The sequence below is a fragment of the Gloeobacter kilaueensis JS1 genome (assembly GCF_000484535.1).
Taxonomy (GTDB): Bacteria; Cyanobacteriota; Cyanobacteriia; order Gloeobacterales; family Gloeobacteraceae; genus Gloeobacter; species Gloeobacter kilaueensis.
Genome location: NC_022600.1, coordinates 114,857 through 131,035 on the forward strand (window position 1 = coordinate 114,857; position 16,179 = coordinate 131,035).

10 protein-coding genes are annotated in these 16,179 nt (G+C 63.2%); 6 read left to right on the top strand and 4 right to left on the bottom strand.

Translation table 11 applies throughout. The features are described from left to right. Positions 1–136 precede the first annotated feature (136 nt). Positions 137–3,433, top strand: a complete 3,297-nt coding sequence (rpoB, locus tag GKIL_RS00510) for a DNA-directed RNA polymerase subunit beta (RefSeq protein WP_041243626.1) — start codon at positions 137–139, stop codon at positions 3,431–3,433. A 127-nt stretch (positions 3,434–3,560) separates the two neighbouring features. Here the strand turns inward: rpoB and GKIL_RS00515 are convergent, their stop codons facing one another. Further along, positions 3,561–4,481, bottom strand: a complete 921-nt coding sequence (locus GKIL_RS00515) for a LysR family transcriptional regulator (RefSeq protein WP_023171350.1) — start codon at positions 4,479–4,481, stop codon at positions 3,561–3,563. A gap of 171 nt (positions 4,482–4,652) precedes the next feature. Between GKIL_RS00515 and GKIL_RS00520 the strand changes: the two genes are divergently transcribed. Then, on the top strand, positions 4,653–5,360 hold the full coding sequence (locus GKIL_RS00520) for an SDR family NAD(P)-dependent oxidoreductase (protein WP_223173796.1): 708 nt from the start codon (positions 4,653–4,655) through the stop codon (positions 5,358–5,360). Between the two features lie 199 nt (positions 5,361–5,559). After that, the gene (locus GKIL_RS00525; protein WP_023171352.1) at positions 5,560–6,774 is read left to right on the top strand and encodes a cation:proton antiporter; all 1,215 of its coding nucleotides are present in this window, start codon (positions 5,560–5,562) and stop codon (positions 6,772–6,774) included. On the opposite strand, the gene fabI is transcribed toward GKIL_RS00525, so the two are convergent. The 3 genes from fabI to rimM are packed head-to-tail and all read right to left on the bottom strand — an operon-like array spanning position 6,771 to position 8,390. Beyond that, a complete protein-coding gene (gene fabI / locus GKIL_RS00530) occupies positions 6,771–7,547 on the bottom strand; it encodes an enoyl-ACP reductase FabI (protein WP_023171353.1) in 777 nt (258 codons plus the stop codon). The two genes, GKIL_RS00525 and fabI, sit on opposite strands and share 4 nt — an antisense overlap. Beyond that, positions 7,544–7,795, bottom strand: a complete 252-nt coding sequence (locus GKIL_RS00535) for a hypothetical protein (protein WP_023171354.1) — start codon at positions 7,793–7,795, stop codon at positions 7,544–7,546. The genes fabI and GKIL_RS00535 overlap by 4 nt, the downstream gene beginning before the upstream one ends. A gap of 1 nt (position 7,796) precedes the next feature. Continuing rightward, positions 7,797–8,390 (bottom strand): ribosome maturation factor RimM, encoded by a 594-nt coding sequence (rimM, locus tag GKIL_RS00540; RefSeq protein ID WP_023171355.1) that lies wholly within the window; start codon positions 8,388–8,390, stop codon positions 7,797–7,799. 340 nt (positions 8,391–8,730) lie between these two features. Between rimM and GKIL_RS00545 the strand changes: the two genes are divergently transcribed. The 3 genes from GKIL_RS00545 (at position 8,731) to gltB (ending at position 16,114) form a co-directional block, all read left to right on the top strand. Continuing rightward, positions 8,731–10,695 (top strand): Rne/Rng family ribonuclease, encoded by a 1,965-nt coding sequence (locus tag GKIL_RS00545; protein WP_023171356.1) that lies wholly within the window; start codon positions 8,731–8,733, stop codon positions 10,693–10,695. Further along, entirely contained in the window at positions 10,695–11,366 is a 672-nt protein-coding gene (locus GKIL_RS00550) for a ribonuclease HII (RefSeq protein ID WP_023171357.1), read from the top strand. The genes GKIL_RS00545 and GKIL_RS00550 overlap by 1 nt, the downstream gene beginning before the upstream one ends. 143 nt (positions 11,367–11,509) lie before the next feature. Continuing rightward, on the top strand, positions 11,510–16,114 hold the full coding sequence (gene gltB / locus GKIL_RS00555; protein WP_023171358.1) for a glutamate synthase large subunit: 4,605 nt from the start codon (positions 11,510–11,512) through the stop codon (positions 16,112–16,114). Positions 16,115–16,179 lie beyond the last annotated feature (65 nt).

The window sequence follows — 16,179 nt, forward strand, 5'->3', positions numbered from 1 at the left end:
GAAGGTTAACTGCCGGAGTTGACAGTGGCCGCTCCGGCCTGCTTTGCGATATGATAAAGAACCTGTCGGGCGCCAACGGCGTCCCTGCTGTCCTGTGCCCGATTGGCGCTATGCCTACGCCCTGTTTGAGGTACGCATGAGCAATTCTTTGACGACGCCGAATTATTTGCTTCCTGATCTCGTCGAGATTCAGCGCGCGAGCTTTCGCTGGTTTCTCGAAGAGGGACTGATCGAGGAGCTGCTGAGTTTTTCGCCGATTACCGATTACACGGGCAAAATGGAGCTGCACTTTTTGCAGGACTACAAGCTCAAGGAGCCCAAGTACTCGGTGGAGGAGGCCAAGCGGCGCGACTCGACCTATTCGGTTCAGATGTATGTATCGACCCGCCTGGTCAACAAAGAAACCGGTGAAATCAAAGAGCAGCAGGTCTTCATCGGCGAGTTGCCCTTGATGACCGACCGGGGCACGTTCATCATCAACGGTGCCGAGCGGGTGATCGTCAACCAGATCGTCCGCTCCCCCGGCGTCTACTACAAGCAAGAACTCGACACCAACGGTCGCAAGACTTTCAATGCCTCGCTCATCCCCAACCGGGGAGCCTGGCTCAAGTTCGAGACCGACGCCAACGACCTTGTCTGGGTGCGCATCGACAAGACCCGCAAGCTCTCGGCGGTGGTGCTCCTCAAAGCCTTGGGGCTCTCCGACAACGAGATTCTCGATTCTTTTCGTCACCCCGAGTACTTCCAAAAGACGATCGAAAAAGAAGGCAACTACACCGAAGAAGAGGCGCTGCTGGAGCTGTACCGCAAGCTAAGGCCCGGTGAGCCGCCCACAGTTTCCGGCGGCCAGCAGTTGCTCGAATCGCGCTTCTTTGATCCCAAGCGCTACGACCTGGGCCGGGTGGGCCGCTACAAGCTCAACAAAAAGCTGCGGCTCAACATTCCTGAGACGACCCGCATCCTGACGCCCCAGGACATCCTCGCTTCGATCGACTATCTCATCAACCTCGAATTTGATATTGGCTCCCCCGACGACATCGATCACCTCGGTAACCGCCGGGTGCGCTCGGTGGGCGAGCTATTGCAAAATCAGGTGCGCGTCGGCCTCAACCGCCTTGAGCGGATCATCCGCGAGCGGATGACCGTGAGCGAGGCCGAGACCCTCACTCCTGCTTCGCTGGTCAACCCCAAACCGCTGGTGGCGGCGATCAAAGAGTTCTTCGGCTCCTCGCAGCTGTCGCAGTTTATGGACCAGACCAACCCGCTGGCCGAACTCACCCACAAGCGGCGGCTTTCGGCCCTCGGTCCCGGCGGCCTCACCCGCGAGCGCGCCGGCTTTGCAGTCCGCGACATTCACCCCTCGCACTATGGCCGCATCTGCCCGATCGAGACGCCCGAAGGTCCGAACGCGGGACTGATTGGCTCTCTGGCTACCCACGCCCGCGTCAACACCTACGGCTTTATCGAGACGCCCTACCGGGTGGTCAAAGATGGCCGGATGACCGGTGAAATCAAGTACCTGACCGCCGACGAGGAGGACGAATTTCGGGTGGCGGCGGGCGATGTCGCCGTTGACGAAGAGGGCAACATCCTCGCCAACCCGGTGACGATCCGCTACCGCCAGGAATTTGGTCTGGCCGCTCCCGGCGAGGTCGATTACGTCGCGGTCTCGCCGATTCAGATCGTCTCGGTCGCCACCTCGCTCATTCCTTTTCTGGAGCACGACGACGCCAACCGCGCCCTGATGGGTGCCAACATGCAGCGCCAGGCGGTGCCGTTGCTCAGGCCCGAGCGGCCCCTGGTGGGCACCGGCCTCGAAGGCCAGGCCGCCCGCGACTCGGGCATGGTGATCGTTTCGAGCATCGACGGGGTAATTACCTACGTCTCCGGCGAGCAGATCCGGGTGCGCGGCGAAGACGGCTACGAGGCGGCCTATCCGCTCCAGAAGTACCAGCGCTCCAACCAGGACACCTGCCTCAGCCAGCGGCCCATCGTCAACGTCGGCGATCACGTCCGCACCGGTCAGATCCTGGCGGACGGCTCGGCCACCGAAGGGGGCGAGCTGGCTTTGGGTCAAAACATCCTCGTCGCCTTCATGCCCTGGGAGGGCTACAACTACGAGGACGCCATCCTCGTCTCCGAGCGCCTCGTCTACGACGATGTCTTCACCTCGATCCACGTCGAAAAATTCGAGATCGAAGCGCGCCAGACCAAGCTCGGTCCCGAGGAGATCACCCGCGAAATTCCAAACGTCGGCGAGGACTCGCTGCGCAACCTCGACGAGCGCGGCATCGTCCGCATCGGTGCCTGGATGGAGGCGGGGGACATTCTGGTGGGCAAAGTCACCCCCAAGGGCGAATCGGACCAGCCGCCGGAAGAGAAGCTCCTGCGCGCCATCTTCGGTGAAAAGGCCCGCGACGTGCGCGACAACTCCCTGCGCGTGCCCAACGGCGAAAAGGGCCGGGTGGTCGATGTGCGCGTCTTTACCCGCGAGCAGGGCGACGAGTTGCCGCCCGGTGCCAACATGGTCGTGCGCGTCTATCTCGCTCAAAAGCGCAAGGTGCAGGTGGGCGACAAGGTGGCCGGTCGCCACGGCAACAAGGGGATCATCTCCAAGATCCTCCCCAAAGAAGACATGCCCTACCTGCCCGACGGTCGCCCGGTCGATATCGTCCTCAATCCGCTCGGTGTGCCTTCGCGCATGAACGTCGGCCAGGTCTTCGAGACCTTGCTCGGCTGGGCCGGTGCCTGCCTCAACGTGCGCTTCAAGGTAACGCCGTTTGATGAAATGTACATCAAAGAAGCCTCCCGCGCTCTGGTCAACGACAAGTTGATGGAGGCGCGCGAGGTGACGGGCGACGATTGGGTCTACACCGACACCGGCAAGCACATCGGCAAGATCCAGGTCTTCGATGGCCGCACCGGCGAGCCATTTGACCGGCCTGTGACCGTGGGCCAGATCTACATGATGAAACTGGTCCACCTCGTAGACGACAAGATCCACGCCCGCTCCACCGGTCCCTACTCCCTCGTCACCCAGCAGCCCCTGGGCGGCAAGGCCCAGCAGGGCGGTCAGCGCTTCGGCGAGATGGAAGTCTGGGCGCTCGAAGCCTTCGGAGCGGCCTACACCCTCCAGGAGTTGCTCACCGTCAAGTCCGACGACATGACTGGCCGCAACGAAGCGCTCAACGCGATCGTCAAGGGCAAGGCCATTCCCCGGCCCGGCATCCCCGAGTCCTTCAAGGTGCTCGTGCGCGAGTTGCAGTCGCTGGGCCTCGACGTGTCGGTCCACAAGATCGAAACCCAGCACGACGGCTCTTCCCGCGACGTCGAGGTGGATCTGATGGCGGATGTCGGCGGACGGCGCACCCCGAGCCGGCCCACCTACGAAAACATCGGCGGTCCCCGCGAACTGGAGCTATCTGAGGACTGATATTCCTCAACAGTTCATCCTCTGCCTCTGCGCCCCCGGCTACACGTAGCCGGGGGCGCAGCATTGATAGCGCCACCCAATAGTCTCAGATCGTCGGCGCGGTCATGGAGTGTCTTACGGCAAAGATTCAGTCGAGAATGTGTTGTTTGCGCAACCCATCGACAAGTTCGTCTAGAAATGTCAAAAATGCTCCGACCCTGGCAGGTAGAAACTTTTTTTGGGGATAGAGGACCGAGATGGGGACACTGGGGGGAGCAAACTGTTCGAGCACGGGGATGAGTGTGCCACTGGCAATGGCCGGCCATACAAGAAAGTTATACATCTGGATAAGCCCGCCGCCTGCCACTGCAGCCGCCAGCAAAGCCTGGGGGTCGTCGAAGCTCAGCCGCCCCGGTACAGGAAGGGTGAATACCTCCGTTGAACCCTCTTTGCTGAATTGCCATTCGCGCGGTCTGCCTATCTGGGGAAGCACGAAATTGAGACAGTGACAATCTTCCAGCTCCGCAGGGCTGTGCGGAATTCTGGTGCGGGCGAGATAGGCCGGCGCGGCACAGGTGATCAGTCGCGCGCGCGCGAGGGGACGCATCTGCAGGCTGCTGTCGGGGCTGCGACCGATGCGCACGATGGCATCGACGCCCTGTTCGATCAAGTTGACTTGACGCTCGTCAAAACCTACCTCCAGTTGCAATTGTGGGTAACGCTCGATGAACCGGGGCAGGGCTGGGGAGATGTGCATTCGACCAAAGGCTGCTGGGAAGTTGAGTTTTAACGTACCTGTCGGTGCCAGGTGGGCCTGACTGAGGACCGTTTCCGCTTCTTCCAACTCCCCTAAAATCTGTCGGCAACGCTCGAAAAACACAAGTCCTTCTTCTGTCAAGGCAATGCTGCGGGTGGTGCGGTTGAGCAGGCGCACTCCCAGGCGCTCTTCTAACTGCCGCACGGCGCGGGAGATCGACGAGGGGGAGGTTCCTGCCAGCCGTGCCGCTGCAGTGAAATTTCCCTGCTGGGCTGCTCGGACAAACAAAAGCAGGCTGGTAAGGCGATCCATTGGCGAAACTTTCTATTATTGCTGTTTCTGCAATAGTACTGTGCAGAAAGACTACTTTTTTGCACAGAAAGAAACGCTTAAGTTGAAATTGTTCGGCGGAGCGTACACTTGCCGGACCCAAACAGACATTTTGGGAGCAAAACAGTGAAGATCGCTGGTGCAGTTTCTCTTGTGACAGGAGCGAATGGAGGACTCGGTCAGGCTTACATCGAAGCGTTGCTGGCAGCGGGAGCGGCCAAGGTCTACGCTGCCGCTCGCAGGCCAGATTCTGTAGTGGTTAGCGCGCCAGGTCGGGTGGTTCCGATTGCCCTCGACGTTACCGACGAGCGCTCCGTGGCAGCCGCTGCTGCTGTGGCCACGGATGTCACCCTGGTGATCAACAACGCTGGGGTTGCTCTCAATTACGGCGGTTTTGTGACCGCTGGCAACACTGCTGCAGCCCGTCAGGAGATGGAGGTCAATTACTTCGGTACTTGGTGGGTATCGCGGGCTTTTGCGCCAGTGCTCAAGGCCAACAGTGGCGGTGCGTTTGCGAACGTTCTGTCGATCCTGGCTCTGGTTACTGCTCCTATCATCGGAACCTACTCGGCCTCCAAGGCTGCTGCTCTGGCCCTGACGCGCAGCCTGCGTGCAGAACTTGCTGCCCAGGGAACACAAGTGATTGCCGTGCTGCCCGGTACCATCGACACACCGATGAGCAAGGACTACCCGGACCCGAAGGTTTCTGTGGCGGAGGTGGCTGCCCTGACACTGCGTGCTATCGAAGAAGGCATCTCTGAGGTGTATCCGGGTGAGCAGGCGAGCCGACTGGCGGAACAGTTGCTGAGCGATCCCAAAGCGGTCGAAAAACAAATGTCGTCGCTGTTGCCCACTGCTTGAAGCACGGTGGGCCAACGAGTTTTTACTCGCCTGGGTCTTCTGGATCGCTGCTCAGTAAAAGGGTGGCAGGGCGTTGCGTCTATGCTCGAAGAGGCATACTCAAAAGAGTGCCTGTGAACCGAGAAGCCCGCCCCCAAAAGAAGGTTGGGGCCAGGCCGATCAAGGCTGGGAGTATCTCACCTGACGGAGCATCGCATTCATGTTTGTTCTTGCTGCTTCGACACCGGGAGTGTTGCCGCCAGGACTGTTGAGCCTGGGACAGCTCCTTGCCAGTTTGCTTGTTATCTATATCGCAAGCAAGTTGGGCGGGGAGCTGGCGCTGCGCCTCAAGCAGCCCGCCGTGCTGGGAGAGCTGGTGGCAGGGCTTGCCGTCGGTGTCTCGGGCCTCAAGCTCATCGATCCGGCCCAGCCGGTGCTGCTTTTACTCGCCCAGGTGGGCGTCACCCTGCTGCTGTTTGAAATCGGCCTCGAATCGGAATTGCGTGGGCTACTCAAGCTCGGTGTTCAGGCGACGGCCACGGCCCTCGTCGGCATGGTCGTCCCCTTCGTTCTGGGCTACGGGGTGATGAAGGCCACCGGGGCAGCGGAACTGGTCGCCGTCTTTGTCGGTGCCTCCTCGACGGCGACCAGCATCGGCATCAGTGCCAGGGTGCTCTCAGAACTCGGTTACCTGCGGCGAACCGAGGGCCAGATCATCCTCGGGGCGGCGGTGCTCGACGACATCCTCGGGGTGGTCATCCTCTCGGTGGTGGCGAGTATCGCCGCAGGGGGCAGCCTCGAATGGACGGGGGTGGCCCGGATCGTCGTCTCCTCGCTACTGTTCCTGGTGGGGGCGATCGTGATCGGCAACCGGTTTATGCCCTTTTTTCTGGCGATTGTCCGCCGTTTGCGCACGCGGGGCGAACTTCTGACCGCCTCCCTCGTCTTTGCCTTTGCCCTCGCCTGGCTGGCCGAGCAACTGGGTTCCGCCGCCATCATCGGTGCCTTTGCCGCCGGGCTGGTGCTCTGTGAAACCGACAAGCGTCACGACCTGGAGGCCCAACTGCGGCCTGTGACCGACTTTTTTTTGCCGATCTTTTTTATTACGGTCGGAGCCGGAGTGAATCTGGCGCTGCTTGCTGACCGACAGGCGCTGCTTCTGGCTCTCGCCCTGAGTGCCCTCGCGGTCGTAGGCAAACTTGTCTGCGGCTGGGCCGCCATCGGCGTCAAAGCCGACAAACTGGTGATCGGGGCGGGCATGGTGCCCAGGGGCGAAGTGGGCCTCGTCTTCGCGAGCGTCGGCCTCGCCACTGGCGTGCTCAGTGGGGCCAACCACACCGCCGTCGTGATCATGGTGATTCTCACCACCTTTTTCGGGCCGCTCCTTTTAGGAGCGCTGCTGCGCCGCCAGAAACGCTCCGACCTCGCCGCTTAACCCCCCATGATGCTGAAGCCGCAATCGACGTAGATCGTCTGGCCGGTGATGGCGCTGGCCAGATCGCTGGCAAGAAATAGCGCTGTGTTGGCCACTTCTTCTTGGGTGACGGCCCGCTTGATCGCCGAGGCTGCCTCGGTCTTGTGGATGGCCTCGTGAATGTTGCCCAGCCCGGAGGCGGCCAGGGTGCGGATGGGACCGGCGGAGACGGCGTTCACCCGCACGTTTTGTTTGCCCAATTCGGCGGCCAGATAGCGGGTATTGGCTTCGAGGGCCGCTTTTGCCGGTCCCATGACGCCGTAGCCTTCCATCACCCGCGTCGAGCCGATGTAGGTGAGCGTCAGAATGCTGCCGCCGTCGGGCATCAGGGAAACAGCCCGGTTGGCCAGGGCGATGAGTGAAAAGGCGCTCACCTCCATCGCCAGGCTGTAGCCGTCGCGGCGAATCTGGGTGAACGGCCCCTGCAGGTCTTCTTTGTTGCCGAAGGCCAGGCAGTGGACCAGGATATCGAGGCGGCCCCACTTGCTCGCAATCGTCTCGAAGAGGTGGGCTATCTGCGCGTCGTCGCGCACGTCGCAGGGGGCAAAGATGGCCGGGGCGAGCGGGGCGGTGAGTTCGCGCACCTTCGCCTCGAAGCGCCCCTTCTCGTCGGGCAGGTAATTGACCGCCAGTTCCGCACCGGCGCTGTGAAATGCCTGGGCGATCGCCCAGGCGATCGAGCGGTTGTTGGCGATGCCCAGGACGAGCGCTTTTTTGCCTGCGAGGGTAATCAAGGGGATTCTCCTTTGGTGTCGCGCCGCAGGTGCGGCTCCAGAAAATAGCGGCGCGGGTACTGATCGCCTAAGTCTACTTCGAGGGTCGCCCACTTCAGCCCCTCGGCAGGCTCGAAGCGGGCGGTGACGATGCCGCGCCGGTCCTTGAGGGCACTGCCGTGAAAGCGGGGATTGAGTGAGACGACCCGGACGCGGTCGCCGACAGCGAGGGGCACAGGCGTGTAGAGACGATCTATTCGATCCGGCATCTTAACCTTCCGGCTGCTCCCCTTCCAAGTCCGGTCGATCGCGTTCGGCATTTTCCGGATCGAGCAGGCCCGCGATCGGCACGACGACGATCCGGCCCGCCTCCAGATCGACTTCGGGCACCAGCGCTTCGACAAAGGGCACCAGCACCCGCCTGCCATCGACCAGCCGCAGCGCCAACAGATCGTTGCCGGCCCGCAGAATGTCCTCGACTTTGCCGATTGGCTGGGGGTCATCCTTGCGATAGACAACAGCGTTCATCAAGTCCGGCAGCCAGAATTCACCCGCCGCCAGGGTGGGCCGCTCGGCCTCCGCCACCGCCAGCGTCGCTCCGACCAGCGCCTCCGCCGCGCTGCGATCGGCAACCCCGGCGAAGCGGCAGACAAAGAGCCCTTTGCCCGCTAACGGACGGCCTGAGAGCAACTCCAGAGTGCGGGCAGGCGCACCGGGCGGTTGGAGCTGGCGGGGACCGGACCGGGTCAGCCGCTCGCCAAAGTCGGTGAGCGGCTGGACGCGCACCTCGCCGCGCAGGCCCTGAGCGGCGACGATCCTGCCAATCGGCAGCCAGTTTTGGACTGGGGGTGGGTCTGGAGACATGAGCGACCATTTGAACAGAAAAAATCAGCCTGGGAATCTTTTGGCGCGGCCCTTACGGTTTGCCCATCTTGACGATATAATCGCGGTGGTCGAATGCTAGCCAGGGAGATCATATCCGGCTTGCTGATGGTATTCTGCTGAATATCTTTTGCGCTTCGACTGCATTCTGCACAATCCACTGCCGCCACAGCGTCTTCCGGAGCGCAATGCGTTGCTGCGTCTGCTCTGAATGGCGGTGCGCGTTGCTGTAAGGCCACCAGCGGTCCACGGGAAGACCCGATTGCCTGCTGCCTGTAAGGTAAGGTCGCGGAGGGTTCCCGTCATCTATACAAGGAGTCCTATGCCCAAGCAAATCATTATCGCGGAACAGTACCGCCTCGCGGCTGTTTTTGCCGAAGATCAAATTCAGGAATTGATCGTCGCCTCCGGCAACCATCAAGTTGGCGATATCTACCTGGGCATTGTCGAGAACGTCCTGCCCAGCATCGATGCTGCCTTCGTCAACATCGGCAACCCGGAGCGCAACGGTTTTATTCACGTCACCGACCTCGGTCAGATTCGTCTGCGGCGCTCCTCCGCCTCGATCAGTGAACTGGTCACTCCCCAGCAGAAGGTGCTGGTGCAGGTGATGAAGGAGCCGACCGGCAACAAAGGCCCCCGCCTCACCGGCAACGTCAGCCTGCCGGGACGCTTTCTGGTGCTGATGCCCTTCGGACGCGGCGTCAACCTCTCGCGGCGCATCCGCGACGACGACGAGCGCAACCGCCTCCGGGCGCTGGCGGTGCTCATCAAACCGGCAGGAATGGGTCTGCTGGTGCGCACCGAGGCCGCCGGGACCGACGAGCAGGGCATCCTCGAAGATCTTGAGAACCTGCTCAAGCAGTGGGAAAAAATCCAGAAGCAGACCACCGAGACGCGGGCACCGGCGCTATTAAACCGCGACGAAGATTTTATCCAGCGCGTGCTGCGCGACGCCTACAGCGCCCAGGTCAACCGCATCGTCGTCGATTCGCACACCGGCGTCAAGCGCGTCAAACAGCACCTGCTCACCTGGAACGGGGGGCGGATGCCCCAGGGCGTCTACATCGAGCACCACCGCGAGTCGGTGCCGATTCTCGATTATTTTCGGGTCAACGCCGCCATCCGCGAAGCGCTCCGTCCCCGCGTCGATCTGCCCTCGGGGGGGTACGTGATTATCGAGCCGACCGAGGCGCTCACGGTCATCGATGTCAACTCGGGTTCTTTTACCCGCTCGGCCACCTCGCGGGAGACGGTGCTGTGGACCAACTGCGAAGCGGCCACCGAGATTGCCCGCCAGCTCAGGCTGCGCAACATCGCCGGCATCATCGTCATCGACTTTATCGACATGGACGCCCGGCGCGACCAATTGCAGGTGCTCGAGCACTTCTCCAAGGCGCTCAAAGCCGACAAGTCGCGCCCGCAGATCGCCCAGCTCACCGAACTGGGCCTCGTCGAAATCACCCGCAAGCGCCAGGGCCAGAGCATCTACGAAATTTTTGGCAAGCCCTGCCCGACCTGCGAAGGACTGGGCATCCTCACCCACCTGCCGGGGATGCGCCACGATCAAGTCTCAGGCGGCGATCCGTATCCGACGTTTGCCCCGCCCAGCGAGGAGTTCGACGGTTTTGAGGGCGAAGAATTCAGCGCTCCTCCCGCCTCCGAGTACGAGGAAGAAGAAGGGGGCGACCTCGATCTCACCTCGCACCCGGTCTTTCGCAACGAGCGCCGTCGTCCGATCCTCGATCGCAGGCCGGCAGCGCCGAGCGGAGCGGGCAACGGGGCTCCGTCGCCGGGCGGCGGTGGACGCAACCGCCGACGGCGTGGGCGCAGCGGCAATGGCCGGGGCGATGACTTTCGAGGGGCAGGGGAGGCAAATGAGTCCGCCTCCCCGGTTTCAACCGGCGCAATCGAAACCACCCCCTCCTCCAGTAGCTCCTACCCCCCTGTCCTCGAAGCCGAGGAGAGCAGCCAGAGCGAGCCTGCGATCGAATCTCCCGCCGGTCGCGAGAGCCACGAGGAGTTGCCTCCGGAGATGCCCATCGACCACGTGCCGCCCGCCGAGCAGGAGGTGCTCGCCTACATGGGCCTGCCCGCCGAGTTGCTGCGCGGACCCGCCCTTACCTCGGGCAACACTTCGATCCTCTCGGTGCGGCCTCCGAGCGCCGAAAAAGACGACGACGAGGGCGAGGCGAACGACCCGCGCCGCCGCCGTCGCCGCCGCCCGACGCGGGGCAAAGCGGAGACGGCGAGCGGACCGGTGACGACCGCTACGCCCGAAGAATAATGCCCCCGCTCGGCAGGCCGACCCTGGCGCTGGAGGCTCCCCTCTGGCAGCAGGGGGTTGCCCGGCTCGCCGGCATCGACGAGGTGGGGCGCGGGGCACTGGCCGGTTGTGTGGTGGCAGCAGCGGTGATCCTGCCGCCGGATCTGGAGGCCGCTGCCCTGGCTGGGGTGAGCGATTCCAAGTTGCTCAGCCGCCCCCAGCGCGAGCGGCTTGTAGAGCGCATCGAACGGGTGGCGGTGGCGATTGCCGTCGGCAGCGCCTCGGTCATCGAGATCGACCGGCTCAACATTCGCCGGGCAACTGCCCTCGCCATGGAGCGGGCGATTGAGCGCCTCGGAGGAGCAGAACACCTGCTGGTGGACGGCCTGCCGGTAAGGGATCTGGGTCGTGCCCAGACGGCGGTGGTCAAAGGTGACCGCACCAGCCTCACGATCGCCGCCGCCTCGATTGTGGCGAAGGTGACCCGCGATCGCTGGATGCACCGGCTGGACCGGCGCTTTCCAGGCTATGGCTGGCAGGCCAACGTCGGTTACGGCACCGCCGCCCACCTGCAGGCGCTGGCAGAACTGGGGGTGACTCCCTTCCATCGGCGCAGCTTTGCGCCGGTGCGACTGGCCCTCGATTCAAGCAGTCAAAAACAAAACCGAAACTCTGGTCGGCTATTCGATTGAATAGTGGTCCAAAGGTGCATAAAATGTAATTCCTCCAGATTCACCGGATTTGTTCGTAACTGTTCACGCTGTTACATGCCGGGCTGGTTTTCCTGTCTCCCAGTGAGCCTGGGTTCATCCGATTAATAAATCGAGCGCAGAAGATGACCTATCCCTATCAGTTTGAAGACGAGTACAGCCGCGAGCGCGACGCCTGCGGCGTTGGTTTTCTGGCCGACAGCCGGGGCCGGGCCAGTCATGATCTGATCGCTCGGGCGCTGGTGGCCCTCGGTTGTCTTGAGCACCGGGGAGGTTGCGGCGCGGATCAAGACACCGGGGACGGGGCGGGCCTGCTGTGCGCGATTCCCTGGGCGATTCTCGCAGACTGGTGCGAGCAGTCGGGCATCGCTGTGCCGGCTCCTGAACAGCGGGCGGTGGGAATGCTCTTTTTGCCCCAGGCGGGCGAGGCGCTCGAAAGCTGCCGGACGATTGCCGAGGCGGCATTCGAGCGCGAAGGCTTTGTCGTGGTCGGCTGGCGGCCTGTGCCGATCGAGCCGGGCTGTCTTGGGCCGCAGGCGGCGCGCACCCGGCCTGCGATCTTTCAGGTGATTTTAGAGAGCACGCTTCCCGGCGACGGCGACGAACTGGAGCGGCGGCTCTACCTGGCCCGCAAGGCGATCCGCTCGACGATCGACCGCACCCAGCCCTGGGAGGTGGCGCGCACGTTCCACTTCGCCTCGCTTTCAAGCCGCACGATCGTCTACAAGGGCATGGTGCGCTCGGAGGTGCTCAGCCGCTTTTATAGCGATCTTACCGACGTGCGCTTCGAGAGCGCCTTTGCCATCTACCACCGCCGCTTCTCGACCAATACGTTTCCGCGCTGGCCCCTGGCCCAACCGCTCAGGCTGCTGGGCCACAACGGCGAAATCAACACGGTCCTGGGCAACCGCAACTGGCTTGCCGCCCGCGAACCGGAATTGCACAGCACCCTCTGGGGCGAGCGCATCGAGCAACTCAAGCCGGTCCTCGAACTGGAAGGCTCCGATTCTGCCTCCCTCGACAACGCCTTTGAACTATTGGTGCGCTCGGGCCGCGACCCGCTGCACAGCATGATGATGCTCGTACCCGAGGCGTTTCGCAACCAGCCCGCCCTGGCGGATCATCCCGAGGTGATAGGCTTCTACGAGTACCACGGCTCGCTACAGGAAGCCTGGGACGGCCCGGCCCTGGTCGTCTTCAGCGACGGAATCCAGGTCGGTGCCGCCCTTGATCGCAATGGCCTGCGGCCCGCCCGCTACGCGATCACAGACGACGGCTTGGTGATCGTCTCTTCGGAGGCGGGGGTGAGCGATCTGCCCCTGGAGCGGATCGTCGAGAAGGGCCGCCTCGGACCGGGGCAGATGATCGCCGTCGATCTGGCGACGGGCGAGATTCTCAAAAACTGGCACATCAAAAAGCAGGTGAGCGCCCGCCAGCCCTACGGCGAGTGGGTGGCCCAGCACCGGCGGACCCTTGCCCAGAGCGTCCATCCGGGCACGCCCGAGCAGTCGGCCCATACCCTGCTGGTGCGCCAGCGGGCCACCGGCTACACCCTCGAAGATGTCGAGCGGATCATCGTGCCGATGGCCCAGGGAGCAAAAGAACCCCTGATGTCGATGGGCGACGACACACCGCTTGCGGTGCTCTCCCAAAAAGAACGGCTGCTCTACGACTACTTCAAGCAGCGCTTTGCCCAGGTGACCAACCCGGCCATCGACCCGATCCGCGAGGGACTGGTGATGTCGCTCGGGATGTACCTCGGGCCACGGGGAAGCTGGCTTGAAGAAAAACCTGAATTTGCCCGGTTGATTCGGCTGGCAAGCCCGATTTTGGGCGAAAGCCAGCTCGCTGAGCTGCGCTCGCTGTCAGCTCCCTTTCAAGCGGTCGATCTGGAGCTGTTGTTCGATATCGAGGCGGGGCCGGAGGCGCTCGAAGTGCGTCTGGGGGCGCTGTGCGCCGAGGCCGAAGCCGCCGTGCGCGCCGGGGCGAGCGTGCTGGTGCTTACAGACCGCAGCCTCGGGGCTGGGCGGGCGCTGTTGCCGCCGTTGCTCGCCGTCGGTGCCATCCACCACCACCTGATCCGGGTGGGCCTCCGCCTGCGCGCCTCGATCGTCGTCGAGACCGCCCAGTGCTGGAGCACCCACCACTTCGCCTGCCTGTTCGGCTATGGGGCGAGTGCGGTCTGTCCTTACCTCGCCTACGAGACGATCCGCCAGTGGTGGGCCGCGCCTGCCACCCGCGAGCTGGTGCGCAACGGCAAGATCGAAGACCTGAGCGCTGTGCAGCTGCAGCAGAACTATATCCAGGCCGTCGAGGCGGGGCTCCTCAAGATTCTCTCGAAGATGGGCATCTCGCTTTTGAGTAGCTACGCCGGGGCCCAGATCTTCGAGGCGATTGGCATCGGCGAGGCGGTGATCGAGCGGGCCTTTACCGGTACGACCTCCCGCGTCGGTGGCCTCAACTTTAGCGAGATCGCCCACGAAGTCCTGCAGTTTCACATTGCCGCCTACCCCGAAGCGTCGGCCCAGAAACTCGCCAACTACGGCTTTATCACCTACCGGCCAGGGGGCGAGTTTCATATCAACAATCCCAAAATGGTCAAGGCGCTGCACGCTGCGATCAAGCTGCCCCAGAGTGCCGGCGATGAGCGCGAACGGCTCTATAGCGACTACGTCGAGCAGGTGCGCTCCCGTCCGCCTGCGGCCCTGCGCGATCTCTTAGATTTTCGGAGCGGGCGGGCGGCGATTTCGATCGACGAAGTCGAACCGATCGAAAACATCCTGCGCCGCTTCTGTACCGGCGGCATGTCCCTCGGTGCCCTGGGCCGCGAGGCCCACGAAGTCCTGGCCATCGCCATGAACCGCATCGGCGGCAAGTCCAACTCCGGCGAGGGGGGCGAGGATCCGGTGCGCTTCAAAGCCCTCGAAGACGTACAGTCCAACGGCACTTCCCCTTCTTTGCCGGGGATTTTCGGACTGCGCAACGGCGATCGGGCCAGTTCCGCCATCAAGCAGGTGGCCAGTGGCCGCTTCGGCGTCACCCCCGAGTACCTGGTGAGCGCCCAGCAGCTTGAGATCAAGATCGCCCAGGGGGCCAAGCCTGGCGAAGGGGGCCAACTACCCGGCCACAAAGTCGATCGCTACATCGCCGGGTTGCGCCGCTCCAAGCCCGGTGTGCCTCTTATTTCGCCGCCGCCCCACCACGACATCTACTCGATCGAAGATCTGGCCCAGTTGATCTTCGATCTGCACCAGATCAACCCCACCGCCCAGGTCTCAGTCAAGCTGGTGGCCGAGGTCGGCATCGGCACGATCGCCGCCGGTGTGGCCAAGGCCAACGCCGATGTGATCCAGATCTCAGGCCACGAGGGCGGTACGGGTGCTTCTCCCCTCAGCTCGATCAAACACGCCGGTGTGCCCTGGGAACTGGGTCTGGCCGAAGTCCACCAGGTGCTGCTCACCAACCAGCTGCGCGATCGGGTGGTCCTCAGGGTCGATGGCGGCATCCGCACCGGCTACGAGGTGGTGCAGGCGGCGATGCTCGGAGCCGAAGAGTACGGCTTCGGCTCGATCGCGATGATCGCCGAAGGCTGCATCATGGCCCGCGTCTGCCATCTCAACACCTGCCCCAAGGGCGTCGCCACCCAGAACCCCGAGTTGCGCCGCCGCTTCGACGGCCTGCCCGAGCACGTCGTCAACTTCTTCGTCTTCGTCGCCGAGGAGGTGCGCTCGCTCCTCGCTGCCCTTGGTTTTCGCACCCTGGAGGAGGTGATTGGCCGGGGCGATCTGCTGGTGCAGCGGCAGCTACCCTTAGCCAAGACCGGCAGGCTCGATCTCACCCGTCTGCTCGCCGTCCAGCCCGACGCCGCGCGGGACTGGCTCCACCACAGCGAGTGCGCCCACGACAACGGCCCGGTGCTCGACGATCTGATCTTGAGCGACGCCGAAGTCCAAAAAGCGATCAAAGAGCATGGCCAGTTGCACAGGGTTCTACCGATCCTCAACACCGACCGCAGCGTCGGAGGCCGCATCAGCGGCACGATCGCCAGGTTGCACGGCGACACCGGCTTTGGCGGTGAACTGGTCCTCAGCTTCAACGGCTCGGCGGGCCAGAGCTTCGGAGCCTTCAACCTGCAGGGGATGACCCTGGTCTTGATCGGCGAAGCGAACGACTACGTCGGCAAGGGGATGAACGGCGGCGAGATCCACATCCGTCCCTTCGCCGGTGCGCCCTACAAGGCTCACCAAAACGTGATCATCGGCAACACCTGCCTCTACGGGGCGACCGGTGGAGCCTTGTTTGCCAGCGGCCAGGCGGGCGAGCGCTTCGCTGTGCGCAATTCGCTCGCTACCGCCGTCATCGAGGGCTGCGGCGATCACGGCTGCGAGTACATGACCGGCGGCACGGTGGTGGTGCTCGGGCCGGTGGGCCGCAACTTTGGGGCGGGCATGACCGGCGGCATCGCCTACGTGCTCGACGAAAACGAAAACTTCCGGCCCCTGGTCAACCTCGACAACGACAAGGTGGTGCAGCGGGTGCCGCGCGGCGCGGGCGAAGCCCAGTTGCTCGGCCTCATCCAGGCGCACTACCGCAAGACCGACAGCGACCTTGCCTGCCGGATTCTCGAAGATTGGGAAAGCTATCTGCCTCGCTTCTGGCAGGTGGTGCCGCCCTCTGAAAAGGATTCTCCTCTCGCCCGCAGCGAGTCGGTCCTCACCCCTGCCGAATAACAGGGAGAACTGGCCCCGCCCCTCGCATTTCGTGGTAGGAAGTAGAAGCCCAATCGTCGGCGAGG

Bases quoted from the DNA above. Each gene is read 5' to 3' on its own strand.
- rpoB (WP_041243626.1), top strand. From the start codon at position 137: ATGAGCAATTCTTTGACGACGCCGAATTATTTGCTTCCTGATCTCGTC.
- GKIL_RS00515 (WP_023171350.1), bottom strand. From the start codon at position 4,481: ATGGATCGCCTTACCAGCCTGCTTTTGTTTGTCCGAGCAGCCCAGCAG.
- GKIL_RS00525 (WP_023171352.1), top strand. From the start codon at position 5,560: ATGTTTGTTCTTGCTGCTTCGACACCGGGAGTGTTGCCGCCAGGACTG.
- GKIL_RS00535 (WP_023171354.1), bottom strand. From the start codon at position 7,795: ATGCCGGATCGAATAGATCGTCTCTACACGCCTGTGCCCCTCGCTGTC.
- rimM (WP_023171355.1), bottom strand. From the start codon at position 8,390: ATGTCTCCAGACCCACCCCCAGTCCAAAACTGGCTGCCGATTGGCAGG.
- GKIL_RS00545 (WP_023171356.1), top strand. From the start codon at position 8,731: ATGCCCAAGCAAATCATTATCGCGGAACAGTACCGCCTCGCGGCTGTT.
- GKIL_RS00550 (WP_023171357.1), top strand. From the start codon at position 10,695: ATGCCCCCGCTCGGCAGGCCGACCCTGGCGCTGGAGGCTCCCCTCTGG.
- gltB (WP_023171358.1), top strand. From the start codon at position 11,510: ATGACCTATCCCTATCAGTTTGAAGACGAGTACAGCCGCGAGCGCGAC.